Source organism: Ciceribacter thiooxidans, assembly GCF_014126615.1.
GTDB classification, from domain to species: domain Bacteria; phylum Pseudomonadota; class Alphaproteobacteria; order Rhizobiales; family Rhizobiaceae; genus Allorhizobium; species Allorhizobium thiooxidans.
In genome coordinates this window covers 3,084,267-3,108,272 of the sequence record NZ_CP059896.1, presented here as the reverse complement: position 1 = coordinate 3,108,272, position 24,006 = coordinate 3,084,267, and the positions used below count along the sequence as shown (strand labels likewise).

At 62.1% G+C, this 24,006-nt stretch carries 22 protein-coding genes; 17 read left to right on the top strand and 5 right to left on the bottom strand.

What is annotated here, in order from left to right; translation table 11 throughout:
* The first annotated feature begins 186 nt into the window (after positions 1-186).
* Complete coding sequence (locus H4I97_RS15290) at positions 187-1,680, top strand: succinyl-CoA:acetate CoA-transferase ScpC (protein ID WP_182305494.1); 1,494 nt, start codon at positions 187-189, stop codon at positions 1,678-1,680.
* A gap of 24 nt (positions 1,681-1,704) precedes the next feature.
* Here H4I97_RS15290 and H4I97_RS15285 read toward each other — a convergent pair whose 3' ends face one another.
* The gene (locus tag H4I97_RS15285; RefSeq protein ID WP_378143376.1) at positions 1,705-1,986 is read right to left on the bottom strand and encodes an ArsR/SmtB family transcription factor; all 282 of its coding nucleotides are present in this window, start codon (positions 1,984-1,986) and stop codon (positions 1,705-1,707) included.
* Between the two features lie 108 nt (positions 1,987-2,094).
* Here H4I97_RS15285 and trxC point away from each other — a divergent pair, with 108 nt between their 5' ends.
* From trxC to H4I97_RS15265, 4 genes are all read left to right on the top strand, one after another.
* Positions 2,095-2,541 carry a thioredoxin TrxC gene (gene trxC, locus H4I97_RS15280; protein WP_182305493.1) on the top strand — a complete coding sequence of 149 codons (447 nt, stop codon included), beginning with the start codon at positions 2,095-2,097 and terminating at the stop codon, positions 2,539-2,541.
* A gap of 162 nt (positions 2,542-2,703) precedes the next feature.
* Positions 2,704-3,954, top strand: coding sequence for an alpha/beta hydrolase (locus tag H4I97_RS15275; protein WP_244658790.1), 1,251 nt, complete (start codon positions 2,704-2,706; stop codon positions 3,952-3,954).
* A gap of 197 nt (positions 3,955-4,151) precedes the next feature.
* Entirely contained in the window at positions 4,152-5,390 is a 1,239-nt protein-coding gene (locus H4I97_RS15270) for an NAD(P)/FAD-dependent oxidoreductase (protein ID WP_182305492.1), read from the top strand.
* A gap of 34 nt (positions 5,391-5,424) precedes the next feature.
* A complete protein-coding gene (locus H4I97_RS15265) occupies positions 5,425-6,477 on the top strand; it encodes a 4-hydroxyproline epimerase (RefSeq protein ID WP_182305491.1) in 1,053 nt (350 codons plus the stop codon).
* Between the two features lie 39 nt (positions 6,478-6,516).
* Here the strand turns inward: H4I97_RS15265 and H4I97_RS15260 are convergent, their stop codons facing one another.
* A complete protein-coding gene (locus tag H4I97_RS15260; RefSeq protein ID WP_182305490.1) occupies positions 6,517-6,945 on the bottom strand; it encodes an RbsD/FucU family protein in 429 nt (142 codons plus the stop codon).
* Entirely contained in the window at positions 6,929-8,176 is a 1,248-nt protein-coding gene (locus H4I97_RS15255; protein ID WP_182305489.1) for an ROK family transcriptional regulator, read from the bottom strand. Before H4I97_RS15255 ends, H4I97_RS15260 begins: the two co-directional genes overlap by 17 nt.
* Positions 8,177-8,419: 243 nt before the next feature.
* On the opposite strand from H4I97_RS15255, the gene H4I97_RS15250 reads away from it, so the two are divergent.
* The 12 genes from H4I97_RS15250 (at position 8,420) to H4I97_RS15195 (ending at position 20,298) form a co-directional block, all read left to right on the top strand.
* The gene (locus H4I97_RS15250; RefSeq protein ID WP_182305488.1) at positions 8,420-9,445 is read left to right on the top strand and encodes a sugar ABC transporter substrate-binding protein; all 1,026 of its coding nucleotides are present in this window, start codon (positions 8,420-8,422) and stop codon (positions 9,443-9,445) included.
* Positions 9,446-9,546: 101 nt separating this feature from the next.
* Complete coding sequence (locus tag H4I97_RS15245) at positions 9,547-10,605, top strand: ABC transporter permease (RefSeq protein WP_182305487.1); 1,059 nt, start codon at positions 9,547-9,549, stop codon at positions 10,603-10,605.
* Positions 10,605-11,387 (top strand): ATP-binding cassette domain-containing protein, encoded by a 783-nt coding sequence (locus tag H4I97_RS15240; protein ID WP_182305486.1) that lies wholly within the window; start codon positions 10,605-10,607, stop codon positions 11,385-11,387. Before H4I97_RS15245 ends, H4I97_RS15240 begins: the two co-directional genes overlap by 1 nt.
* Entirely contained in the window at positions 11,384-12,007 is a 624-nt protein-coding gene (locus tag H4I97_RS15235) for a nucleoside triphosphate hydrolase (RefSeq protein ID WP_182305485.1), read from the top strand. The genes H4I97_RS15240 and H4I97_RS15235 overlap by 4 nt, the downstream gene beginning before the upstream one ends.
* Before the next feature lie 257 nt (positions 12,008-12,264).
* Positions 12,265-12,654 carry a response regulator gene (locus tag H4I97_RS15230; RefSeq protein ID WP_182305484.1) on the top strand — a complete coding sequence of 130 codons (390 nt, stop codon included), beginning with the start codon at positions 12,265-12,267 and terminating at the stop codon, positions 12,652-12,654.
* Positions 12,655-12,661: 7 nt separating this feature from the next.
* Positions 12,662-14,890, top strand: coding sequence for an ATP-binding protein (locus tag H4I97_RS15225; RefSeq protein ID WP_182305483.1), 2,229 nt, complete (start codon positions 12,662-12,664; stop codon positions 14,888-14,890).
* A 17-nt stretch (positions 14,891-14,907) separates the two neighbouring features.
* On the top strand, positions 14,908-15,978 hold the full coding sequence (locus H4I97_RS15220; protein ID WP_182305482.1) for a response regulator: 1,071 nt from the start codon (positions 14,908-14,910) through the stop codon (positions 15,976-15,978).
* A gap of 74 nt (positions 15,979-16,052) precedes the next feature.
* Positions 16,053-17,090: a dihydroorotase gene (gene pyrC, locus H4I97_RS15215; RefSeq protein ID WP_182305481.1), complete on the top strand. Its 1,038-nt coding sequence runs from the start codon at positions 16,053-16,055 to the stop codon at positions 17,088-17,090.
* Positions 17,091-17,205: 115 nt separating this feature from the next.
* A complete protein-coding gene (locus H4I97_RS15210; protein ID WP_182305480.1) occupies positions 17,206-17,559 on the top strand; it encodes a DUF805 domain-containing protein in 354 nt (117 codons plus the stop codon).
* Between the two features lie 129 nt (positions 17,560-17,688).
* On the top strand, positions 17,689-18,381 hold the full coding sequence (locus tag H4I97_RS15205; RefSeq protein WP_182305479.1) for an orotate phosphoribosyltransferase: 693 nt from the start codon (positions 17,689-17,691) through the stop codon (positions 18,379-18,381).
* A 70-nt stretch (positions 18,382-18,451) separates the two neighbouring features.
* Positions 18,452-19,378, top strand: coding sequence for a carbohydrate kinase family protein (locus H4I97_RS15200; RefSeq protein WP_182305478.1), 927 nt, complete (start codon positions 18,452-18,454; stop codon positions 19,376-19,378).
* A gap of 164 nt (positions 19,379-19,542) precedes the next feature.
* Positions 19,543-20,298, top strand: coding sequence for an SDR family NAD(P)-dependent oxidoreductase (locus H4I97_RS15195; protein ID WP_182305477.1), 756 nt, complete (start codon positions 19,543-19,545; stop codon positions 20,296-20,298).
* Between the two features lie 39 nt (positions 20,299-20,337).
* Here H4I97_RS15195 and pgi read toward each other — a convergent pair whose 3' ends face one another.
* Positions 20,338-21,963: a glucose-6-phosphate isomerase gene (pgi, locus tag H4I97_RS15190; RefSeq protein ID WP_182305476.1), complete on the bottom strand. Its 1,626-nt coding sequence runs from the start codon at positions 21,961-21,963 to the stop codon at positions 20,338-20,340.
* 290 nt (positions 21,964-22,253) lie between these two features.
* Complete coding sequence (locus H4I97_RS15185) at positions 22,254-23,960, bottom strand: long-chain fatty acid--CoA ligase (protein ID WP_182305475.1); 1,707 nt, start codon at positions 23,958-23,960, stop codon at positions 22,254-22,256.
* Positions 23,961-24,006 lie beyond the last annotated feature (46 nt).

Here is a 24,006-nt window from a genome sequence, read left to right as displayed (position 1 = left end):
TCTTCGAAAATACAAGAGTCATTCATCGACATCCCGGGGCGATGCGGACCTGTTATGCGTCTTGCGCATATCAGGTCCGCATCGGATGCGACTGAAGAATGATTGCAACGGCGATGTCCCCACCTTTAAGCCAACCGGAACCAATGGGACGAGACCACCCGTCTCTTATCTGGACGAGGAAAGATCATGCTGCGTGAACGGATTCGACACAGGCCCTTGCTCGATCGGGTCGTCACCGCCGACCAAGCGGCAGCCCTCATCAAGGATGGCATGACGGTTGGCATGAGCGGGTTTACCCGTGCCGGCGAAGCCAAGGCCGTGCCGCTTGCTCTCGCCGAACGGGCGCGAAGGGACCCGTTGAAGATCACGCTGATGACCGGCGCCTCGCTCGGAAACGATCTCGACAAGACACTCGCCGAAGCGCATGTGCTCGCCCGGCGCATACCGTTCCAGTCGGACCCGGGCCTGCGCAAGGCGATCAATGCCGGCGAAGTCATGTTCATCGATCAGCACCTCTCCGAAACAGTCGAGCAACTGCGGACGAATCAGATCCCGCCCGTCGACATCGCGGTCGTCGAGGCTGTGGCGATCACCGAGCAGGGCGGCATCGTGCCGACGACCTCGGTCGGAAATTCGGCGAGCTTCGCGATCCTGGCCGATAAGGTGATTGTCGAGATCAATCTGTCGCAGCCAGCGACGCTTGAGGGATTGCACGACATCTACATACCGACCCGCCGGCCCGCCCGCATGCCGATCCCTGTCGTGACACCGGAAAGCCGCGTCGGACTGCCATTCATTCCGGTTCCGCCGGAAAAGATCGTCGCGATCGTGGTCTCGGAGAAGCACGACAGCTCGGCCACCATCCTGCCGCCGGACGATGACACCCGTGCGATCGCCGGCAATCTGACGGACTTCCTGTTGAACGAGGTGAAGCAGGGGCGGATGGGCTATGAGCTGCAGCCGTTGCAGGCGGGGATCGGGACGATCGCCAACGCAGTACTGCACGGCTTCATCGATTCTCCCTTCCATGACCTGAAGATGTATTCAGAGGTTCTGCAGGATTCGACGTTCGAACTGTTCGATGCCGGTAAGCTCGGCTTCGCCTCGGGATCGTCGATCACGCTTTCTGCCGAGATGTATCGCAAGGTCCTGCCGCGGCTCGTCGAGTACAAGCATCACCTGATCCTGCGACCGCAGGAGATCAGCAATCATCCGGAGGTCATCCGGCGCCTCGGCCTTATCTGCATCAACACCGCCCTCGAATTCGACATCTATGGCAACGTCAATTCCACCCATGTCGGCGGAACGCATATGATGAACGGCATCGGCGGTTCGGGCGATTTCGCGCGAAACGGCTACATGTCGATCTTCGTCACCAAGTCGATCGCCAAGAGCGGCGCCATCTCAAGCGTGGTACCGATGGTAAGCCATGTCGATCACACAGAGCACGACGTCGACATCCTGGTGACCGAGGTGGGTCTTGCAGATCTGCGTGGTCTTGCGCCGCGGGAACGCGCACAGGTTATCATCGCCAACTGCGTTCATCCGGACTATCGCGACGCGCTGCGGGACTACTACGTTCGGGCCAGCCGGCGCGGCGGTCATACGCCGCATATCCTCGAAGAGGCATTTTCCTGGCACGTCGCCTTGCGTGAGCGCGGCACCATGCGCTCCGCCTGAAGGTATCGTCGGCGGTGAGGAAATTCAGACCGAGCAGTAGGTGTTGTAGAGCGCGCCGATAACGTTGCGTGCGGGCTCGCTCTCGATCCGGTACCAGATCGTCTGCCCGTCGCGACGACCGCTAATGATGCGGTCGCGGCGAAGGAGTGCCAGATGCTGCGATACCGTTGAATCCCGGATCCCGAGAAATTCGGCGAGCTGGCCGACCGAGCGTTCGCCGTCGATCAACTGACAGAGAATAAGAAGCCGGTGCCGGTTGGCGAGCGCCTTCAGGAGCTCGCTAGCGTCGTCTGCAGCGTTTTGCATGGATTCAGGGTTAAGCTTCATTCTTGCGTATCTACGTCATTGTGAATATAATGTCAACTATCGGAGGCGCTTCTGCAGGAATGGGGCGCCTCGAAGGAGACATATAACATGGAAAAAGATCGGCAAATCGTTTGTCCGCATTGTGGCGCCGTCAATCGCATGAAGGCAGGACGTCCGGCCGCCGAGGCACGCTGCGGCGCCTGCAAGGAGGCGCTTTTCGAAGGGCATCCGGTGGAGGCGGATCCCGGGATGTTCGAGAAGCAGATCGCCCGCAGCGAAGTGCCGGTTCTCGTCGACATCTGGGCGCCCTGGTGCGGCCCCTGCAAGATGATGGCGCCCCACTTCGCCGAGGCGGCAAAGGTTCTTGAACCTTCGATGCGCCTGATGAAACTCAACTCCGAAGACCATCCGGAAGTTGCCGGACGGCTCGGCATAAGGGGCATTCCCACGATGCTGCTCTATCGGGATGGGCGAGAGATCGCGCGGGTCTCGGGTGCGATGTCCGCACGGCAGATCGTCGACTGGGCCAATTCCCAGGCGGCGCAGGGCGTCTGACGGATCCGGCAGCAGGCTCCGCGGCAACAAGCCACTGGCATCGCCCTGCGATCCGCGGTACCCCTAAGGGCCTTTGAACGCTCTTAAAGGGACCGCGTATTGATCAGAACGAAATTGGCGGAAGGTGGAATTTCCCCTCCAGCGGCTCATTGGAGCGCGCGGATTCGTTCCGGATTCATCGGCTTGCTCGCCGCTTGTCTCGTCACTGCCGGCTGTGCCGGTCGGCCGATCGGCGTCATGGAGCCCGTGGATGCGAAGGCTGATGGCGCAAGCCGTGTGGATCTCATCGCTGCGACCACCCGCGCGCCGTCTGACGACAAGGCGATCCTGTTCACGGGCGAACGGGGAAGCGGCCTGATGATGGACGCCGTCACGATCTCCATCCCACCCGAGAAGAACCGCAAGGTCGGGCAGGTTCAGTGGCCGAAACGCCTGCCGCCGGACCCCTCGCGGGAATTCGCGACCGCCGCGGTCGACCCGCTCGATTCAGATGCGGAGGCCAAGGCATGGCTACGCAAGCATAAGGTCACAAGCCGCCGCGTACTTGTGTTCGTCCACGGCTTCAACAATCTCTACGAGGATTCCGTCTACCGTTTCGCGCAGATCGTTCACGATTCCGGCGCCGAGGTGGTGCCGGTCGTGTTTACCTGGCCGTCACGCGGCAACATCTTCGACTATGCCTACGACCGGGAAAGCACCAACTATTCTCGTGATGCGCTCGAGGATATGCTCACACGTATCGCCAGTCATCCCGACGTAGCGGACGTGACCGTCATGGCGCACTCCATGGGCACATGGCTTGCAGTCGAGGCGCTTCGCCAGATGGCGATCCGCAACGGCCGCGTCCATCCGAAGATCAACAACGTCATTCTCGCCGCGCCGGACCTCGATGTTGACGTCTTCGCGCAACAGTTCCGCGCGTTGCAGAAGGACGCACCGCATTTTACGCTCTTCGTCTCGCGCGATGATCGGGCGCTGACACTTTCCAAGCACCTCTCCGGCAATGTCGAACGGCTTGGGCGCATCGACCCGAGCAAGGAACCCTACCGATCGGAACTGGAGAGCGCCGGAATCACGGTGATCGATCTCACCGAACTCAAGGCGGAGGATCAGCTGAACCACGGCAAGTTTGCGGAAAGCCCGGAAGTGGTGCGTCTGATCGGTCAGAGGCTCGTCGCTGGGCAGACCATCACCGACTCGCAGGTGGGGCTCGGTGAGGGGATCGCCGCAGTGACCGTGGGTGCCACCAGTACCGTCGGGCAGGCCGCCGGCGCCGTCATCAGCGCGCCGATTTCGATCTTCGATCCGCGCACGCGCCGAAGCTACGGGCGCCAGCTCATCCTCTTCGGGCAGAGTGCCGAAGGCACGATCGGCTCGGTCGGCAATTCGCTGGGTGCTACCGCCGCAAAGTAGGCTGTCTCCGCACAAGTCCTCCCGATCATCACGGTTGCGCAATGCTCCACGTTCCTGCTCCGCTGCGCGGTGAGCTCGCATGGTGACGGATCGCGCGATGAGAAAACCAGTGGCATTTTCCCTAAACTGATATATCACATCGTGAGGGCTGGCGCGAAATGTAAGCCAGGGCATTCGGGGCGAGGGGATTGAACGGCATGAGCAAGACCACCGTTGTTGTCGGAGCCGGCGTAGTCGGCGCAGCGATCGCATTCGAGCTTCAGAAGCGTGGCCGCCAGGTGACGCTGGTTGATCGGGATCAGCCGGGGCTCGGCGCATCCTTCGGCAACATGGCCAGCATCGCGGTGTCAGAGTTCATGGCGGTGTCGCGTCCCGCCACATGGAAGAAGATTCCGCGCTGGCTCCTCGATCCCGAAGGGCCGGTGTGGTTGCGTCCGTCCTACGCACCGAAGATGACGCCGTGGTTCCTCCGCTTCCTCCTTGCCGGGCGCCCCTCGCGTGTCGCCGAGATCGAAGCGGCCGGGGCCAGCCTCTGCGTGCGCGTCCTCGACGATCTGACGCCGATGCTCGACGCGATCGGCGCCCGGGACATGCTGACCGACGAGGGCTGTCTCGCCATCTACGAGACCGAGGCGGAGTTTGCCGCCGACCGCGACCACATCGCGCTCATGGAGAATTACGGTTTTGCTCATCAGGTGCTGACCGGCAAGTCGATTAGCGATCTCGAACCCTCACTGGCGCCGCACATCGCCAAGGCCGTTCTGCTGCCGGCGAATCGCTCGATCCGCGACCCGTATCAGCTCGTGTTGAAGCTCGTCGAAGCCTTCAGGCAAGCCGGCGGCGTCTTTGTCTCCGGTGAGGTCGAACGCGTGAATCGGCATGGCGGCGGTGCGGACATCGTTTTCGCCGGCGGGACGCGGCTCTTCGCCTCCGACGTCGTCCTCGCGGCCGGCGCCCGGACCCGCTTTCTTGCCGCTCGGCTCGGCGAGCCGATCCCGCTCGAGACCGAGCGCGGTTATCATACGCAGATCATGGCTCCTGGCATTTCCATGCGCCATTCGATCATCTGGCCGGAGCGGGCGTTCATGGTGACGCCGACTGCGGGCGGCATCCGCGTCGGTGGCAACGTGGAGCTCGCCGGGCTCGATGCCGCGCCCGACTATCGCCGCGCCCGCGTTCTCGTTCGTCACGCCCAGCGGGCGCTTCCGGGCCTGAAGGCGGAGGAGGCGAGCGAATGGATGGGGCATCGCCCTGCCTTCCCCGATACCCTGCCGATCATCTCGGCGTCGTCGCGGGTGCCCGGCGTCTGGTACGCGACGGGACACGGTCATCTCGGCTTGACCTATTCGGCGACGACGGCGAGGCTCATCGCCGATATGATGACCAGCGCGCGGCCGCCGGTCGACATGACGCCCTTCAGCATCACCCGCTTTTGACAATGAACTGCCACGCCTGATTGGAGCATAGACGATGAGATGGAAGCGTACGATCCAGTTGCTGGATGTCCATTGCGAGGGAGAGATCGGCAGACTGGCAATCGGCGGAGTGCCAAAAATTCCCGGCGAGACGGTCGCCGAGCAGTTGCACTGGCTGAACACCGATCCCAAGGGCGAGGAACTCCGTCGCTTCCTCGTGCTGGAGCCTCGCGGTGCACCGATCGGTTCGGTCAACCTCTTGCTGCCGGCAAAGCATCCCGACGCCGATGCCGGCTTCGTCATTCTTCAGCCGGACCAGGCGCATGCGAGTTCCGGTTCGAACTCGATCTGCACGACGACGGCACTGCTGGAATCGGGCATCGTCGAGATGAAGGAACCGGAGACGGTCGTCACCCTCGAGACGGCTGCCGGCCTGGTCCGCGCCACCGCCACCTGCCGCGACGGGCGCTGCGAGAAGGTGAAGCTCACTATGGTGCCGTCCTTCGTACATGAGCTCGATGTCGGGATTGACACGGAGCAATGGGGGCGCATCACACTCGACCTCTGCTACGGCGGGATCTTCTACGCACTGGTGGATGTCCGGCAGATCGGCACGACGATCGACAAGTCGAACGCCCGCACACTGGTCGAGGCCGGTATGATCCTGAAGGAGTTGATCAATCGTACCATTCCGGTGACGCACCCGGAGATCCCGGCGATTTCGGGCGTCGCTTACGTCATGTTCCGCGATATCGATCCGGACGGTGCGATCCGCACCTGCACGACCATGTGGCCCGGCCGGGTCGACCGTTCGCCGTGCGGCACCGGAAATTCAGCAAACCTCGCGACGCTTCATGCCCGCGGCAAGGCGAAGGTCGGCGACGTCTTCAAGTCGCGGTCGATTATCGGATCGGAATTCGAGGTCGGACTGTCGGCGGTGACGGAAGTCGCGGGAAGGCCGGCCATCATCCCGACGATCACCGGACGAGGCTTCACCTTCGGCATGACGCAGGTTGCGCTCGATCCGTTCGATCCGTTCGCTGAGGGTTTTGCGCTCACAGATGTCTGGGGGCCGTCTGCCGGGGAGATCGGCAAGCCGCGTGCATAAGCGGCGTGCGGCGGTCCGGGCGACCGCCGCTTGGCTGTCTTAGGGATAGATTACACCCTTGCGCAGGATCACGTTGGCGTAGAGGCGTGGCTCGCCTGTCTGAACGATCGCGTGGGCTGCGCGGACCCGATCATAGAAGGTGCTTCCAACGAGCGGCGTCACGCTCCGTTGCGGCTCATGCCGGCTGCAGCAATCGAGGATCTCGTTATGCACTGGGTCGAGCCGGTCGCGATCCGGACCGACCGTCGACCGGAAGATCGCTTCCGGGACGAAATCGTCGATCGGCAACACGCTGAGGACCGCGTTGAGCACCGGCACCAGCCCGTGCCCGTCGAGACGGATGAGGCGGCGGGCGTGTTCGACGCCGGGATAGTTGCCATCGACGATGGCGATCTCGTCGCCGTGACCCATGGCTCGGAGGGTGGCGAGCAGGTCGGGTCCGAGAAGAGGATCAAGTCCCTTCAGCATGTTCGATTTCCTTGAATAGCACTGTCTGGTCTGTGAGATAGCGCGCGAAGATCGGCAGACTTGCACCGCCGATAGCGCGCGCCTGGCTTCCGACGACGCCCTCGACGATCTCCGGCACCTGAATGCCCTGGAGATCGAGGCGCTCGAAAGATTCGTTGACGGCGGCGACCAGACGGTGGCGCACCCAATCGGGAAAGCCACCGTCTATCACCGCCGCGGAAAAGTCGATGATCGAGGAAGCAGCGACCGTGGCTTGAGCGATGGCGTCGGCGCTGTCGCGAATCCATATCTCCAGAGGTTCGCCGAAGTCGATCCAATCGGATGCGGCATACCACAGGGGCTGCGGATCGATGCCACGTTCGTGCAGGAGATTTTCCAGCACGAAGATCGAGGCGATTTCCAGCAGCTGCCTCGTTTCCCCTTGCTTGTTGCGGACCGGGAGGGGGCCGATTGCGCCCGCCGTTCCCGTTCGCCCGACGAAGACGGTGGAATTCAGGACGATTCCACCGCCGATGAATGATCCGACGTAGAAGTAGACGAAATCCGGATAGCGGGAGCCGAGGCCGAAAACCAGTTCGGCACCACAGGCGCTCGTCGCGTCGTTCTGCAGGAAGACCGGATAGGGGACTTGCGCGGCGACCTCTGCCTGCAGGTCGAAATCGCGCCATGCGTCCATGGCACCTTGCGGGGCACCGACTTCGTCAGCCCAGTTCCAGAGTTCGAACGGAGCCGCTATGCCGACGCCGGCCACATTCGCCTTCTGTTCGACGGACATGCGACCTTCGAGTTCGGCGATGCCTCCGGCGATGAAGGCGAGTATCTCCCGCGGTTCCGGATAGCGATAGGTGCGATGGAGCTGCAGCCTGATCTTTCCAACGAAGTCCATCAGGATCAGGTCCGCGCTGCGGCGGCCTATCTTGACGCCGAAGGAGAAGACAGCGTCGGGGTTGAGGAACATCGGCACGGAAGGTTGCCCCACCTTTCCCCGGATGGGCTTGCCGCGGATCAGCAGTTCGTCCTTTTCGAGCGCCCGCATGATGACGGAAACGGTCTGTGCCGAAAGGCCGGTTTGGCGCGCGATGTCGGCCTTCGAAATGCCGCCTTGACGCCGAACGAGCGAGAGCACGAGCCGTTCGTTGTAAGCCCGTACGCGTACCTGGTTTGCGCCGCCGCCCGCGCTCACAAACTGTGGAAGGTCGGACTTGGGGGCCGGATGTTCGGTAGATGACATTGGCCGCTCCTCCTTTCCGACCGAGTGCTTCCCGCTTCATGCACCATTTGCCCCAGCATGTCACATCCAATTAATAATTCAATTGGATTTATTTATTGACAGAGCCGTCAGCCGGTGTTCTTAATGGCGTCGGAGGAAGTTGCACTGACCCTTCGAGCCACCATCGGTCGCGGAGATCGCGTCCGGACCCATTCGTATGTCGCGTGGCCGCAAACGGCCGCTGAATAATTTCGGGAGGAAGAAATGAAGAAAACTCTGCTCGCAACCGCCGTGTCGGCTCTGGCCCTCGGCGTCGTCTTCGCGGCACCGGCACGCGCCGAAGACGTCTCTGCGTGCCTCATCACCAAGACCGACACCAACCCCTTCTTCGTCAAGATGAAGGAAGGCGCGACCGCCAAGGCCAAGGAACTGGGCGTTACACTCAAGGCTTATGCCGGCAAGGTCGACGGTGATTCCGAAAGCCAGGTCGCAGCAATCGAGTCCTGCATCGCGGACGGCGCGAAGGGCATCCTGCTCACCGCATCCGACACCAAGGGCATCGTTCCGGCGGTAAAGAAGGCACGTGACGCCGGTCTTCTCGTGATTGCTCTCGACACGCCGCTCGAACCTCTCGATGCCGCCGACGCCACGTTTGCGACCGACAACCTTCTCGCCGGCAAGCTCATCGGCCAGTGGGCTGCGGCGACCCTCGGCGACAAGGCCAAGGATGCCAAGGTCGGCTTCCTCGACCTGACGCCGTCCCAGCCGACGGTCGACGTCCTGCGCGACCAGGGCTTCATGATCGGCTTCGGCATTGATCCCAAGGATCCGAACAAGATCGGTGACGAAGATGATGCGCGCATCGTCGGCCACGACGTGACGAACGGCAACGAAGAAGGCGGCCGTACCGCCATGGAGAACCTTCTCCAGAAGGACTCCGAAATCAACGTCATCCACACGATCAACGAACCGGCTGCCGTCGGCGCCTACCAGGCGCTCAAGGCTGTCGGCAAGGAAAACGACGTCCTGATCGTCTCGGTCGACGGCGGTTGCCCGGGCGTCAAGGCGGTTGCCGAAGGCCAGATCGGTGCGACCTCCCAGCAGTATCCGCTGCTGATGGCGTCGCTCGGTATCGAAGCCATCGCCAAGTTTGCCAAGGACGGCACGAAGCCGCAGCCGACCGAAGGCAAGGACTTCTTCGACACTGGTGTTGCGCTCGTCACCGACAAGCCGGCCGAAGGTGTTCCGTCCATCGACACCAAGGAAGGCCTGAACAAGTGCTGGGGTTGATGCCCTGATCCTTTAGGTCGACAATAAACTGAAGGGCGGTCTCGGCCGCCCTTTTTCAAACCGGAAAGCAATATGCGCCGGGTCCCTACGGGAGGGTTCACATGGCAAGTATCCAGGAATTCGAAAAGGTTCTCGACAAGAGCGACCAATCGATCGCCGCGTTCGAGGACAGGTCCTTACTTCGGAAGGTACAGCACTTCCTGCACTCGACGCCGGCGGCCGTGCCGTTCATCGTGCTCGTATCGGCCATCATCATCTTCGGCGTCACGATCGGCGGAAAGTTTTTCTCGAGCTATACGCTGACCCTCATTCTCCAGCAGATCGCCATCGTCGGCATCCTCGCGGCCGGGCAGACGATTGTCATCCTGACGGCGGGCATCGATTTGTCGATCGGGGTCGTCATGGTCATCTCTGCGGTCATCATGGGCAACTTTGCGGTCACCTACGGACTGCCGTCGCCGGTTGCGATCCTCGCCGGCCTCGTCGCGGGCGGATTGTGCGGTCTGCTGAACGGCTTCCTCGTCGCCAAGGTGAAGCTGCCGCCGTTCATCGTCACGCTCGGCACCTGGTACATCGTCATGTCGACGAACTTCATCTACTCCGCCAATGAGACCATTCGGGAAACCGACGTCGCGGCGAACGCACCGTTCCTGCACTTCTTCGGAAACAGCTTCAAGATCGGTTCCGCCGTCTTCACGATCGGCGTGGTGACAATGGTAATCCTGGTCCTCATCTTATGGTATGCCCTCAATCATACCGCCTGGGGCCGGCATCTTTACGCCGTAGGCGACGATCCGGAGGCGGCGAAGCTGTCCGGCATCCGGACCGACAGGGTCCTTCTCGGTGCCTATTCCCTGGCGGGAGTGATCGCTGCTGTCGCCGCCTGGGTCTCGATTGGCCGCAACGGTTCGATTTCCCCCTCTGCGGCTGTGACTGACTACAACCTTCAGGCCGTGACGGCGGCAGTGATCGGCGGCATCTCGCTCTTCGGCGGACGCGGCTCCATTCTCGGCACGCTCATCGGGGCGATGATCGTCGGTGTCGTATCGATGGGCCTCAACATGCTCGGCGCTGATCCGCAGTGGAAGGTCTTCCTGACCGGCGTTCTCATAATCTCGGCGGTTGCCGTCGACCAGTGGATCAGAAAGGTAGCAAGCTGATGTCACAGGAAGCCATTCTCACCGCCCGCGGCCTCGTCAAGCGATACGGTCGCGTCACCGCCCTCGACAACGCCGATTTCGACCTCTATCCGGGCGAAATTCTTGCGGTCATCGGCGACAATGGCGCCGGTAAGTCTTCGCTAATCAAGGCGATCTCTGGCGCCGTTCGCCCGGACGAGGGCGAAATTCGGCTCGAAGGCAAGCCGGTGCACTTTTCCTCGCCGATGGAGGCGCGGGATGCCGGCATCGAAACCGTCTATCAGAACCTCGCGCTTTCGCCGGCACTTTCGATTGCCGACAACATGTTCCTCGGTCGCGAAATCCGCCGGCCGGGTCCGCTCGGGTCCGTCTTCCGCATGCTCGACCACAAGCGCATGGAAAAGGTCGCCCGCGACAAGCTCACGGAACTGGGATTGATGACGATCCAGAACATCAACCAGGCGGTGGAAACGCTGTCCGGCGGCCAGCGTCAGGGCGTCGCCGTGGCCCGTGCTGCCGCTTTCGGGTCGAAGGTCGTCATCATGGACGAGCCGACAGCCGCCCTCGGGGTCAAGGAATCCCGCCGCGTGCTGGAGCTCATTCTGGAAGTCCGCTCCCGCGGCCTGCCGATCGTGCTCATCTCGCACAACATGCCGCACGTGTTCGAGGTCGCGGACCGCATCCACATCCATCGGCTCGGGCGGCGCCTCTGCGTCATCAAGCCCGGCGATTATTCGATGGCGGATGCGGTCGCCTTCATGACCGGCGCACGCCCGGCGCCTGACGCGGAAATGGCTGCATGACGCCGAGCCTGGCGGAGGTTGCAGACGAGATCAAGAGACGGGCGGCAGGACATGCCCGTTTCCTGGTCGCCATTGCCGGGCCGCCGGGCGCGGGTAAGTCGACGATCGCGGAGACGCTCGCCGGAACACTCGCCGAGCGCGGAGAAACGGCTGTCGTGTTGCCGATGGACGGCTTCCACATGGATAATGCAGTTCTTCGAGAAAAGGGGCTACTGCACCGCAAGGGGGCGCCGGAGACCTTCGACGTTCGCGGCTTCATCGATATCGTCCGCGCCATTCGCGCCGGCGGCGAGGTGCTCGTGCCGATCTTCGATCGCGACCGCGAAATCGCCATCGCCTCCGCGCGCGTGATATCGCCCGCCCACCGCATCGTCGTCGCGGAGGGCAACTACCTGCTGCTCGACGAGGCGCCGTGGTCTGGGCTCGCCGGGCTCTTCGACCTTTCCATCCTTCTTGATGTCCCCGAAGAGGTGCTCGCCGAACGCCTCACCGGTCGCTGGCGCGGCTATGGCCTCACACCTGCCGAGATCGCGGCGAAGGTCGGCGAAAACGATCTTCCGAACGGTCGCCGCGTGCTCAGGCAGAGCCGCCCCGCCGATCTCGTGATCACCAATCTCTGACCCGGTTTCCAGCGCCGACACTGCATCCGCCGGCCTCCGGGCCATGCGTCAAGGCGGTCCCGCGTGACGGCTGGTTCTCCTTGTCGCCCTCGGTGCCGCAAACCGTAAAATTCGAAGAATTTGCTTCAGGCAATTTCAGTTCGCGACTGATACCAACCGGGTATTCGCGGAGGTCTTCCGCATAGCCGTATCGCCCAGCGCGATCCGGCGGACGGAACCGGCCGCAGCACAGAAGAAAAAGGGTGTCAGAGAAAACCATGCCCATCTTGATCGTCGAAGATAACGCGACCAACGCGATGATCCTGAAACATCTGGCCAAGAAGGTCACTGACGAGGAAATCGTCGTGGAGAGCGATGCCGCACGGGCGCTGACCCTTTGCCATAACACCTTCTTCTCCATGTTGATCGTCGATCAGATCCTGCCCGGCATGACCGGTCTCGAGGTTGTCCGCAAAATCAGGATGATGGAGCGCTACGACGGCGTGCCGATCGTCATGGTGACGGCCGATCAGGAGCCGAAACTGCAGGATGCGGCTCATGAGGCCGGCGTGACGGCATTCCTGACGAAACCGGTGGAGGCGGTGGCGTTCCGCAATCTCCTTGTCTCCCATCTGGGACTCCGTTCCACTCCAGCAGCGGCTGGTTGAGGTCGGTATGGGAGACCTGGCGAGCGTCGGCAGGCGGACTTTGCGGAAGGTCACCGACACGGCGGCCATTCTCCAGGTTCTTTCGGCCATCCTGCTCGTCGTACTGGTCGGGCTGTTCGTCGACATCTCCCGTCATTTCCAGTTGCTCTATAACGATGCGCGCGAGGATGCTCTCTGGTCTGTCGTCCAGTTTGATCGCGATCTGCGTGCCCTGGCGCAAGACGTGACGGAGGTGAGGAACGGCGTATCAGCAGCTGTCCGCGTGGACGAGATCGGCGTTCGCCTTGATGCACTGGACCAGCTCGCTCGGACGTGGACCGAGCCATCCATCACCCGCGACACCGCGACGGCGACTCTTTATCAGTTGGTGGTCTCCGGTTTGGCCGCCGCGGAGCAGGTCCTTTCGCAACTCGGCACTGGCCCTGACGCCGCCGAGCATCTCGCCGATCTCGAGCGAGCGCTTTCTGACCTCGAACGTCAGGTCGAGCAGTTGCCGGCGCGCGTGCATGCCGAGCAGAGCGTCCAGCGCGAAATAAGCCGCGCCGCCGTGCTCGATCTGGGGCGCAGCGCCGCCGCAATGCTTATCCTGTTGCTCGCTTCCGTCATTTTCCTTGTGGTCACGTTACGCCGGCAACTGGGCGCCGTCCGCCAGACGGGACGGGAGCTGAAGGTCGTCACGCGGCAGCTCACTGAAGCTTATGAAGCGGCGGACGCAGGCAACCGGGCGAAGTCGCAATTCATGGCCACCATGGGCCACGAAATCCGCACGCCGCTCAACGCCATCCTCGGCATGGCGGAACTGCTCGAATACTCAGAGCTTCCGGAGGATGCTCTTTCGAGCGTCAAGACGATCCGCTCGTCGGGCGAGGCGTTGCTCGAAGTCATCAACGAGATCCTCGACTACGCCAAGATCGAGCACGGCAAGCTCGAGCTCGAAGAGCGCGCCGTCGACATTTCGGCGCTGGCGGAAACGACTACGAACATCATTCGCGGCCGAGCAGCCGAGCACGGCAATGCCGTTGTTCTGGACATACCCGATGCGCTCGATGCCCATTATGTCCGGACGGATCCGACGCGACTGCGTCAGGTGCTGCTAAACCTCCTGAGCAATGCCGTTAAGTTCACCAGCAAGGGCACGGTCACGCTTCGGGTCCGGGAGTTCTATCGCGCCGGCAAGCTGATGCTGCGTTTCGAGGTCGAGGACACCGGCATCGGCATTGACGAGGCCGGCCTTGAAAAGCTCTTCCAGCCGTTCTCGCAGGTGGATGCCAGCATCAGCCGCAGATATGGCGGCACGGGTCTCGGCCTCACCATCTGCAAGCAGATCGTCGAGAAGCTCGGCGGTGAACTCGGCATGAGCAGCACGGTCGGGGTCGGAAGCATCTTCTGGTTCGAGATTGCAGTCATCGCGGTGGACCGGGACGAGGTGGCGAACCACGCGGCCGGTCAGGACGCGGCGGCGGGTCTGCCTTGCAAGCGTATCCTTCTGGTCGAAGACAACCGGGTCAACCAGCAGGTGGCTCGGCGTTTCCTGGAACGGCTCTGCCAGGACGTCACTGTCGCCAACGATGGGGCCGAGGCGGTGCGTCTTTGCGAAAACGAGACATTCGACCTCATCTTCATGGACATGCAGATGCCCGTGATGGACGGCATCGAGGCAACCCGCCGGATTGTCGCGGGCAGCCTGAACGGAGCGACCCCCATCGTCGCCATGACGGCAAACGCCTCGGACGACGACCGGCGGCACTGTGTCGAAGCCGGGATGGTGGGGTTCGAAGCCAAGCCAATTACCATGAAAAGGCTGCGCAGCGTGCTGACGAGACTTTCGCAGACAAAGATCGACGATCATGCCAAGCCGGACCCGTATGACATGGGCCTGCCGGATTTGGAGGCAGTCGACATCCCTATGCTGGCGCCGCTCCCCATCGACGGTCTCGACGGTGAACGGCAATCGGAACTGGTCGAGGCGCTCGGCGAGGACGTTTTCCAGGAGCTGATCGTGTCCTTCTTCGACGATGCCGCAAGCCTTGTGCTGGAACTGCGCCAGGCCGTTCGCGAGGGAAGCCCGGATGATGTCGACCGCGTTCTCCACACGATCAAGGGCGCCGCAATCAACGTCGGCCTCAACGATATTGCCGGACGGGCGAGCGCGTTGCGCAAGTCAGAGCCGAAGCTCAGCGATGTGGACCGGCTGACCGACGAACTGGAAAACCTGAGATTCAAGCTTGTGGCCTGATGGCCAAGGAGGCGACGATGCGCATTCTGCTGGTGGACGACAACAATACAAATCTGAAGCTCCTGACGAAGCTCGTCGCGAAACTCGACCAGTGCGAGGCTGTCCCCTTCGCTGGCCCTGATGCGGTGCTATCGGCACTGCCGGATCTCGATTTCGACGTCGCCATCATCGATTACCAGATGCCCGTCTATAACGGCGTTGAGCTCTACACCGAGATCGTCCGGTTCGAGAAGTACGCCAACATTCCGGTGATTTTCATCACTGCCGACACCGACATGACGACCCGCATGGCCGCCTTGAATGCCGGGGCGATCGACTTTTTGACGAAGCCAGTGAACCCGGTCGAATTCCAGGCCCGCGTACAGAACATCGTGAGCCTTTCTCGCGCACGCAAGCAGTTGGCAGACCAGGCAGAATGGCTCCGCCGCGAGGTCGACCGGGCGGTTACCGAGCTGCGCCAGCGCGAACAGGAAATCATTCACCGGCTGACGCTGGCCGCAGAATACAAGGATCCCCATACCTCCCGCCACACTGCTCGAGTTGCTGCCTATTCCGAGGCGATCGCCGTCGAGCTCGGGCTGCCGCAAGAGATGTGCAACGACATCCGCCTCGCTGCCCCGATGCACGACGTTGGAAAGGCCGCCATGCCGGATACCTTGCTGCTGAAGCAGGGCCGTCTCACGGAGGCGGAGTATCGACAGATGCAGGCGCATGCCCAGATCGGCGGAAGCATCCTTGCGCAATCGCAATCGTCCTTGCTGCAACTCGCCTCGGAAATTGCCGTCAGCCATCATGAGCGCTGGGACGGACAGGGTTATCCGAACCGCCTCGCGGGTGATGCGATACCTCTCGCCGGCCGGATCGTCTGCATCGCCGACAATTTCGATGCGCTCACCACCGAGCGCCCCTACAAGTCCGCCTGGTCCTTCGATCGAACCGTTGAACACATCCGTGGTCGCGCCGGTTCGCAGTTCGACCCTGAATGTGTGGCGGCTTTCGAGCGCGCGCTCCCGAAAATCTACGAGATCATGCAACAGGATCGTGAGGAGCAGGCGCTTTCGGCTATCGCTTCCGCCTCCGGCTTCTGACGGGCGAAATGCGGGATTGACCGGTGGGCTGGTCGTGCTATCGACGGCCCATATACATTTGCCGGAGGCTCGCCATGCAATCGCTTACCATCCGCCGCCCCGACGACTGGCATCTTCACCTGCGAGACGGCGCCATGCTCCGCGGCGTGATTGCCGATACGAGCCGGCATTTTGCCCGTGCGATCGTCATGCCGAACCTTGTGCCGCCGGTCGTCACGACGGCCGATGCCCGTGATTACCGTAGCCGTATTCTGGACGCGCTTCCGGATGGCCACAGCTTCGAGCCGCTGATGACCCTCTACCTGACGGAAGAGACTGATCCCGATGACGTGGAAGAGGGCAAACGCAGCGGGCTGATCACGGCAGTGAAGCTCTATCCCGCCGGGGCTACCACCAATTCTGCGAGCGGCGTGCGTAATCTCGAAAAGGTGATGCCCGTCCTGGAGCGCATGGCGAAGATCGGCCTGCCGCTTTGCGTCCACGGCGAAGTCACCGCGCCGGAAGTCGACATCTTCGATCGCGAGGCTGTTTTCATCGAAACGGTGCTCGATCCCCTGCGCCAGCGACTGCCGGAACTGAAAGTGACGATGGAGCACGTGACGACCTCGGACGGCGTCGACTACATCCGCGCCTCGGACGCCAATCTTGCCGGTTCCATCACGACGCACCACCTGATCATCAACCGCAACGCGATTCTCGTCGGCGGCATTCGTCCACATTACTATTGCCTGCCCGTCGCCAAGCGCGAGAGCCATCGCCTGGCGTTGCGGGCGGCGGCGATATCCGGCGATGCGCGCTTCTTCCTCGGCACGGATTCCGCCCCGCACGTCGATGCAGCAAAGGAGTGCGCCTGCGGCTGCGCCGGCATTTATTGTGCGCCGAACACCATGAGCTGCCTTGCTCACGTGTTTGAGGAGGAGGGTGCCATCGACAAGCTGGAAGCCTTCGTGTCGCTGAACGGTCCGGCCTGGTACGGTCTGCAGCCGAACGAGACGCGGATCACCCTGGTCAAGCGCGAGACGTCGGTGGAATTTCCGAAGAAGATCGAGACGGGTGCCGGTTCGGTTACCGTTTTCGATCCGATGTTTCCGATCTATTGGGACGTCGAGTAACGCTCCTCCCGCCGACCATTCCTGGGTGTTTGTGCGGTGGACATCAGTTCCGCGTTGCCGGCGCTCGAAAAGTCGCCTAGCCAATTCCTCCAGCAAGTATTTGCGGGGGATAAAAATGACGTTTCAGGAATCCGTTTCCACCGTCCTGTCGAAATACAAGGACTTCACCGGCCGTGCGTCGCGCGCAGAATTCTGGTGGTTCGTGCTCTTCACCGTGATCGTGAATTTCGTGGCCTCGCTGCTCGACCAAGCGGTTATCGGCATCGGGCTGCTCGACACGCTGGCCGCGCTCGCACTGCTCCTTCCGAGCCTCGCCGTCGGTGCACGTCGGCTCCACGACATCGACAAGTCCGGCTGGTTCATGCTCCTTGCGCTGGTCCCGGTCATCGGCTGGATCGTGCTCGTCTATTTCAACGTGCAGCCGAGCCAGCCGACGGCAAACCGGTTCGGCGCACCGCCTGTCGCTTGAGTGCAGAGGCACCGCTTCGCCGGCGCGTTCCGGCGAACACCCTCTTTTGCCTGATATCTGCCGCTGGAAAGCGCGGCGGCTTGCTGCTATTGCCGTTGCAATGCAATCAGGAAGCAAGAGGGACCGCCCATGATGCCGACGTCGTTTTCCGATCCTGCCGTAACGGCGGAACTCGTTGCGAAGATGCTGTGGGAGATCAAGGCGGTGCATTTTTCCGCCGACAAGCCTTACAAGCTCTCGTCGGGTATGATGAGCCCGGTCTATATCGACTGCCGCAAACTGCTCTCCTATCCGCGCATCCGTTCGGCGGTGATGGATTTCGCCGCCGCGACCGTCCTGCGCAATGCCGGCTTCGAGCAGTTCGACTGCATCGCCGGCGGCGAGACGGCAGGCATTCCCTTTGCTGCGCTTCTCGCCGACCGTCTGGGCCTGCCGATGATCTACGTGCGCAAGCAGCCCAAGGGCCACGGCCGCAATGCCCAGATCGAGGGCCACATGCCCGAAGGCGCGCGGGTGCTGGTGATCGAGGACCTGACGACTGCCGGCGGCAGCATGTTCAAGTTCATCGATGCCGTGCGCGCAGCCGGTGGTGTCGTCGATCACGGGATCGCACTCTTCTTCTACGGGATATTCCCCGAGGCGAAGGAGCGTTTCGTCAACGGCAACGTCACCTTGCATTACATTGCCACCTGGCGCGAGGTCCTTGCGGTCGCGCGTGCGCAGAAGCTCTTCGACGAAAACACACTTGCCGAGGTCGAAGCCTTCCTCGATGCGCCGCTCGCCTGGTCGGCGCGCAATGGCGGCGTCGCCTCTCTTTCCTGACGAGGGGCTGGCAATCCAGGGCGGATTGCTTTAAATCGATTGAAACGTCAAGGGCGAGCGGGAGGCTTGTATGATACTGTGTTGCGGCGAAGCGCTCATCGACATGCTTCCGCGCGAAACCACGCTCGGCGAGAAGGGCTTCGCTCCCTATGCCGGCGGCGCGATCTTCAACACCGCGATTGCGCTCGGGCGGCTCGGCATTCCGACCGGTTTCTTCACCGGCCTCTCCGATGACATGATGGGCGACATCCTGCGTGAGACGCTGAAGTCGAGCAATGTCGATTTCTCTTACTGCGCCACATTGCCGAGACCCACCACCATCGCCTTCGTCAAGCTCGTCAACGGGCAGGCGACCTACGCCTTCTACGACGAGAACACCGCCGGCCGGATGATCACCGAAAGCGACCTGCCTTCCCTCGGTGCCGATTGCGAGGCCTTGCATTTCGGCGCGATCAGCCTGATCCCCGAGCCCTGCGGGTCGACCTACGAGGCCCTGATGGCGCGCGAACACGCGACCCGCGTCATCTCGCTCGATCCTAACATCCGTCCGGGCTTCATCAAGGACAAGGCGGCCCATGCCGCACGCCTCAACCGCATGGCGGCCATGGCCGATATCATTAAGTTCTCCGACGAAGATCTCGAATGGTTCGGACTTTCGGGCGGTCATGACGAACTTGCCGGCCACTGGCTCGATCTCGGCGCCAAGCTCGTCGTCATCACCCGCGGAGCCGAAGGCGCGACAGGATATACTCGCCGATTCAAGGTGTCCGTGCCGAGCGAGCGCGTGACCGTGGTGGACACCGTCGGTGCCGGCGACACGTTCGACGCCGGCATTCTCGCCTCCTTGAAGATGCAGGAACTGCTGACCAAGGAGAAGGTCGCTTCGATCGACGAGAAGGCCGTCGAAGCTGCGCTCGCACTTGGGGCAAAGGCAGCGGCGGTCACTGTGTCGAGGGCGGGTGCAAATCCTCCCTTCGCTCATGAGATCGGGATTTAATCTCCTTCGACCGTTGTTCGTTCAAACTCTCGAACAGGCGACACCTTAGGATGTTCGACATTAGGAATCCGTGATTGATGTCGGCGTGACTTGTTCGTACCTTCATCTGCACCAACATTCTGTTGCTGCAGTCGTTTCGGGGTCGGTCGAAAGAAGGTGAAGTCATGACAAAGGAATTCGCGGGGAAAGTTGCCCTCGTCACAGGTGGCGGTTCGGGTATCGGTGCGGCCTGCGCCCGTCAGTTGGCGGAGGAGGGCGCTCGTGTTGTCGTCGCCGATATGAATCTGGCGGGTGCGCAGGCAGTCGTGGATACGATCCTCGCCGCCGGCGGAACGGCAAGCGCCCGACAGGTCGACGTCAGCGATCCCCAAGCAGTTAAGGCGATGGTCGAGTTCGCTGCCGAGACTTACGGCGGGCTGGATTGTGCGGTCAACAATGCCGGCATCGGCGGTCCGTTGAAGCCGATTGCCGAATACGAGATCGACGAATGGCAGCACGTCATCGCCGTGAACCAGAACTCTGTCTTCTACTGCATGAAGTACGAAATTGAAGTCATGTTGCGGCAGGCAAAAGGCTCCATCGTCAACATGTCATCGATCCTCGGGACCAATGCCATCGCCAACGCGCCCGCCTATGTGGCAGCCAAGCATGCATTGGTCGGCATGACGAAATCCGCTGCGATTGCCTATTCGGCGAGCGGCGTGCGCGTTAACGCGGTCGGCCCGGGCTACATTCGTACGCCACTGGTGGAGAGCAGCCTGGATGAGGAGAGCATTAGCGGGCTGGTCGGGCTCCACCCGATCGGACGGCTCGGTACCTCGGAGGAGGTCGCAAACCTCACCCTCTTCCTGCTCTCCGATCGGGCATCCTTTATCACCGGCAGCTACCACCTCGTCGACGGTGGCTATGCAGCACAATAGCTGACGCGGCAGGCCGCCACAGACGGCTCCCGCGATAGGTCATCCGACGCGTGACAGCAGGCTCGCGATCAGCCCGACCGTCGAACTGTCGTGGCCGGAAGGTGTCGTCTTGCCCTCGACGACCGGCAAAAGCGCGGTGGCGAGTTCCTTGCCGAGCTCCACGCCCCACTGGTCGAAGGAGTTGATGCGGAAGAGAACGCCTTCGACGAAGACGCGGTGTTCGTAAAGAGCGATCAGCCGGCCGAGCGCGAACGGGGTGAGCCGGTCGTAGACGAAGGTGATCGAGGGACGGTTGCCGGAAAAGACCCGGTGTGGAGCAATGCGCTCGGCTGCGGCGTCGCTCACGCCCTTGGCTTTCAGCTGCGCCTTCGCCTCCGCGAGCGTGCGGCCCTTCATCAACGCCTCGGACTGGGCCAGACAGTTGGCGATTAGCAGTTGATGCTGGTGACGCAGTTCCGGTTCGAAACCGTTGGCGGCGATCATGAATTCGGCCGGCACGACGGTCGTTCCCTGATGGAGCAACTGGTAGAAGGCATGCTGGCCGTTGGTGCCAGGTTCACCCCAAACGATCGGACCCGAATTGCCGGCGACCGGCTTGCCGTCGACTGTCACGCTCTTGCCGTTCGATTCCATGTCGAGTTGCTGGAGATAGGCGGCAAAGCGGGAGAGCCGCTGGTCATACGGCAAGATCGCGCGAGAGGCATGGCCGAGCACATTGCGGTTGTAGAAGCCGATGAGGCCGAGCAGCATAGGCAGGTTCTCGCGCACCGGTGCCGCGCGGAAGTGGTTGTCCATCGCATGGGCGCCGTCAAGGAATCGGCCGAAGTCTTCGCGCCCAATTGCAATCATAAGCGACAGGCCAATGGCCGACCACACGGAATAGCGGCCGCCCACCCAATCCCAGAAGCCGAAAACGCGGTCCTCCGGGATGCCGAAGGCTGCAACTTCGTCGAAGGCCGTCGAAACGGCGGTGAAGTGGTGCCCGACTGCCGCCTCGCCGAGTGCGCCGGCGACGAAGCTGCGTGCAGTCCGCGCGTTCGTCATGGTCTCGATCGTCGTGAAGGTCTTGGACGCGACGATGAAAAGGGTGGTTTCGGCCGCAAGTGTCTTCAATGTGTCGGCGATGTGCGCGCCGTCGACATTGGAAACAAAATGCAGGCGAGGCCCGTCATGGTAGGGCGCGAGCGCCAGCGTTGCCATAGCGGGGCCGAGATCAGACCCACCGATCCCGATATTGACGACGTCTGTGATCTTGCGTCCGGTCGCGCCCGTGATGCGGCCGCTGCGCAGGTCTTCCGCAAACCGCCCCATGGCATCCAGAACGGAGTTGACGTCGGGCATCACGTCCTTGCCGTCGACGAATACGGGCGTGTTCGAGCGGTTGCGCAACGCTGTGTGCAGCACCGCGCGGCCCTCCGTGAAATTGATCTTCTCGCCGGCGAACATCGCGTCTCGTTTCTCGGCAACGCCGGCTGTGGCCGCAAGCTCCTCCAGAAGGGCCATGATCTCGTCGTTCACGGCGCACTTGGAATAATCCATCAACAGGTCGTCGAGGTTCGTGCTGAATCGGGAGAAGCGGTTCGCGTCCGCGGCAAAGGCAGCCCGGATGTCCTCCGCCCTCGTGGCAGTTGCGGTGCTGGACAGCTTGTCGATGATCGCCTGCATGTATCTCCCCTCGATGGCGGGACACGGGTCCGAAACGGGCGTGGCGGATTCGAGGTTCGCGTTGCTCATCCGAGCAGGTGCGAGGCCAACCTGCAAATCCGAACCCACGCCGGAATCACGGAGCCGCAAGTGTCCTTCGGCTTTTCGGAAGCAGGACACTAGTGCGACGCCCATGTGCGATCAAGGCGAGTTCATGCGCACCGGCGCCGGCCGGCGAGATTCTGGAAGCGAGTGAGACCGATGCAGCACAGTCGCGAGCCGGCTGCGCCACTGTTGACAGGATGGTGAGGTCAGGCGCTCGGCCGCAACTCCCGGCGCAGGATCTTGCCGACATTCGACTTCGGCAATTCACTGCGGAATTCGATATAGCGCGGGCGCTTGTAATTGGTGAGGTTCGCCGTGAAATGCGCCTTCAGTGCCTCCTCCGTGAGGTCAGGGTCCTTCTTGACCACGAAGACCTTGACGGCCTCGCCGGAATGCTGGTCCGGGACGCCGATCGCGGCGCATTCCAGAACGCCCGGATGCATGGCCGCCACTTCTTCGATCTCGTTCGGATAGACATTAAAACCTGAGACCAGGATCATGTCCTTCTTGCGGTCAACGATCTTCACATATCCACGTTCGTCCATAAGTCCCATGTCGCCGGAGCGGAAGAAGCCGTCGTCGGTCATCACCGTTGCCGTTTCCTCCGGCCGTTGCCAGTATCCCGCCATGACCTGCGGACCACGAATACAGATTTCGCCGACGTCGCCGACCGGCAGCGTTCTTCCGTCCTCGTCGCGGATCTCGATTTCTGTAGAGGGAAGCGGCAGGCCGATCATGCCCGAGAACTCTCTGGAATCGAGCCGGTTGACCGTCGCCACCGGAGAGGTTTCCGAGAGACCGTAGCCTTCGCTGATCGGGCAGCCCGTCATCTGGAGCCAACGCTCCGCGACCGGGCGCTGGACGGCCATGCCGCCGCCGAGCACAAGTAACAGCGAGGAAAAGTCGAGCTTCTGGAAATCCGGGTTGTTCATCAGCGCGTTGAACAGCGTGTTGAGGCCCGGAAAGACATGTGCCTTGTATTGCTGCAATTCCTTCACGAAGGCCGGAATGTCGCGCGGATTGGCGATCAGCACGTTGTGGCCGCCTATCGCGATTCCCATCAGCGAATTCACCGTCAGCGCAAAAATATGGTAGAGCGGCAGTGCGCAGATGAAGGTCATGACCTCCGGCCGCGGCTTGATCGCGAAGATCGCCTCCAGCCATACCATGATCTGCTCCTTGTTGGAGAGCAGGTTCGCATGCGTGAGCGTAGCGCCTTTCGAAACGCCGGTCGTGCCGCCGGTATATTGCAGGAAGGCGACGTCGCTACCCTTCACATCCACTGATTTCAGTTTCTGGCGAGCGCCCTCCGCAAGAACCTGCCGGAAGCTTCTGTGGCCCGGGATTGACCAGGCCGGAACCAGTTTCTTGACCTTGCGGACGACGAAATTGACGATATGGCCCTTGAGTCCGAGCATGTCGCCCATGGTCGCGACCACAACATGCTTTAGTGGCAGGTGTGGCAGGACCTGCTCCACCGTATGGGCGAAGTTTTCCAGCACGAAGATCGCCTTGGCACCGGAGTCCTTGAGCTGATGTTCGAGTTCGCGCGGTGTGTAGAGCGGGTTGACGTTGACGACGACGAAGCCGGCTCGAAGGATGCCGTAGACCGTTACCGGGTTCTGCAGGATGTTGGGCGTCATCACGGCAACGCGGTCGCCCTTTGCCAGTCCTTGGGCCTGGAGCCAGGCGCCGATCTTGCGAGACTGAGCTTCCAGCTCGCGGAAGGTCATGCCGCGCCCCATGCTCGAGAAGGCGAGGCGATCGGCGTATTTGGCGCAGCTGCTTTCGAAGAGGGCGCCGAGCGAAGCGTGCTCGAGCGGCGCAATTTCCGCCGGTACGCATTCGGGGTAGGAGGCGAGCCAAATCTTCTCCGCTGCGTGGCCGCTGCGGCGGGTTGATACGTCCGACATGCTGTCCTCCCGGTCGTCTGTCTCACGCTTCACCCTCGCGGGCGGC

What these genes read in the sequence shown, in the direction of transcription:
- H4I97_RS15205 (WP_182305479.1), top strand. Translation starts at nt 17,689, where the DNA reads ATGATGCCGACGTCGTTTTCCGATCCTGCCGTAACGGCGGAACTCGTT.
- trxC (WP_182305493.1), top strand. Translation starts at nt 2,095, where the DNA reads ATGGAAAAAGATCGGCAAATCGTTTGTCCGCATTGTGGCGCCGTCAAT.
- H4I97_RS15185 (WP_182305475.1), bottom strand. Translation starts at nt 23,960, where the DNA reads ATGTCGGACGTATCAACCCGCCGCAGCGGCCACGCAGCGGAGAAGATT.
- H4I97_RS15255 (WP_182305489.1), bottom strand. Translation starts at nt 8,176, where the DNA reads ATGTCATCTACCGAACATCCGGCCCCCAAGTCCGACCTTCCACAGTTT.
- H4I97_RS15235 (WP_182305485.1), top strand. Translation starts at nt 11,384, where the DNA reads ATGACGCCGAGCCTGGCGGAGGTTGCAGACGAGATCAAGAGACGGGCG.
- H4I97_RS15265 (WP_182305491.1), top strand. Translation starts at nt 5,425, where the DNA reads ATGAGATGGAAGCGTACGATCCAGTTGCTGGATGTCCATTGCGAGGGA.
- H4I97_RS15230 (WP_182305484.1), top strand. Translation starts at nt 12,265, where the DNA reads ATGCCCATCTTGATCGTCGAAGATAACGCGACCAACGCGATGATCCTG.
- H4I97_RS15270 (WP_182305492.1), top strand. Translation starts at nt 4,152, where the DNA reads ATGAGCAAGACCACCGTTGTTGTCGGAGCCGGCGTAGTCGGCGCAGCG.
- H4I97_RS15195 (WP_182305477.1), top strand. Translation starts at nt 19,543, where the DNA reads ATGACAAAGGAATTCGCGGGGAAAGTTGCCCTCGTCACAGGTGGCGGT.
- H4I97_RS15220 (WP_182305482.1), top strand. Translation starts at nt 14,908, where the DNA reads ATGCGCATTCTGCTGGTGGACGACAACAATACAAATCTGAAGCTCCTG.
- H4I97_RS15210 (WP_182305480.1), top strand. Translation starts at nt 17,206, where the DNA reads ATGACGTTTCAGGAATCCGTTTCCACCGTCCTGTCGAAATACAAGGAC.
- pyrC (WP_182305481.1), top strand. Translation starts at nt 16,053, where the DNA reads ATGCAATCGCTTACCATCCGCCGCCCCGACGACTGGCATCTTCACCTG.
- H4I97_RS15245 (WP_182305487.1), top strand. Translation starts at nt 9,547, where the DNA reads ATGGCAAGTATCCAGGAATTCGAAAAGGTTCTCGACAAGAGCGACCAA.
- H4I97_RS15225 (WP_182305483.1), top strand. Translation starts at nt 12,662, where the DNA reads ATGGGAGACCTGGCGAGCGTCGGCAGGCGGACTTTGCGGAAGGTCACC.
- H4I97_RS15240 (WP_182305486.1), top strand. Translation starts at nt 10,605, where the DNA reads ATGTCACAGGAAGCCATTCTCACCGCCCGCGGCCTCGTCAAGCGATAC.
- H4I97_RS15290 (WP_182305494.1), top strand. Translation starts at nt 187, where the DNA reads ATGCTGCGTGAACGGATTCGACACAGGCCCTTGCTCGATCGGGTCGTC.
- H4I97_RS15260 (WP_182305490.1), bottom strand. Translation starts at nt 6,945, where the DNA reads ATGCTGAAGGGACTTGATCCTCTTCTCGGACCCGACCTGCTCGCCACC.
- pgi (WP_182305476.1), bottom strand. Translation starts at nt 21,963, where the DNA reads ATGCAGGCGATCATCGACAAGCTGTCCAGCACCGCAACTGCCACGAGG.
- H4I97_RS15250 (WP_182305488.1), top strand. Translation starts at nt 8,420, where the DNA reads ATGAAGAAAACTCTGCTCGCAACCGCCGTGTCGGCTCTGGCCCTCGGC.
- H4I97_RS15200 (WP_182305478.1), top strand. Translation starts at nt 18,452, where the DNA reads ATGATACTGTGTTGCGGCGAAGCGCTCATCGACATGCTTCCGCGCGAA.
- H4I97_RS15285 (WP_378143376.1), bottom strand. Translation starts at nt 1,986, where the DNA reads ATGCAAAACGCTGCAGACGACGCTAGCGAGCTCCTGAAGGCGCTCGCC.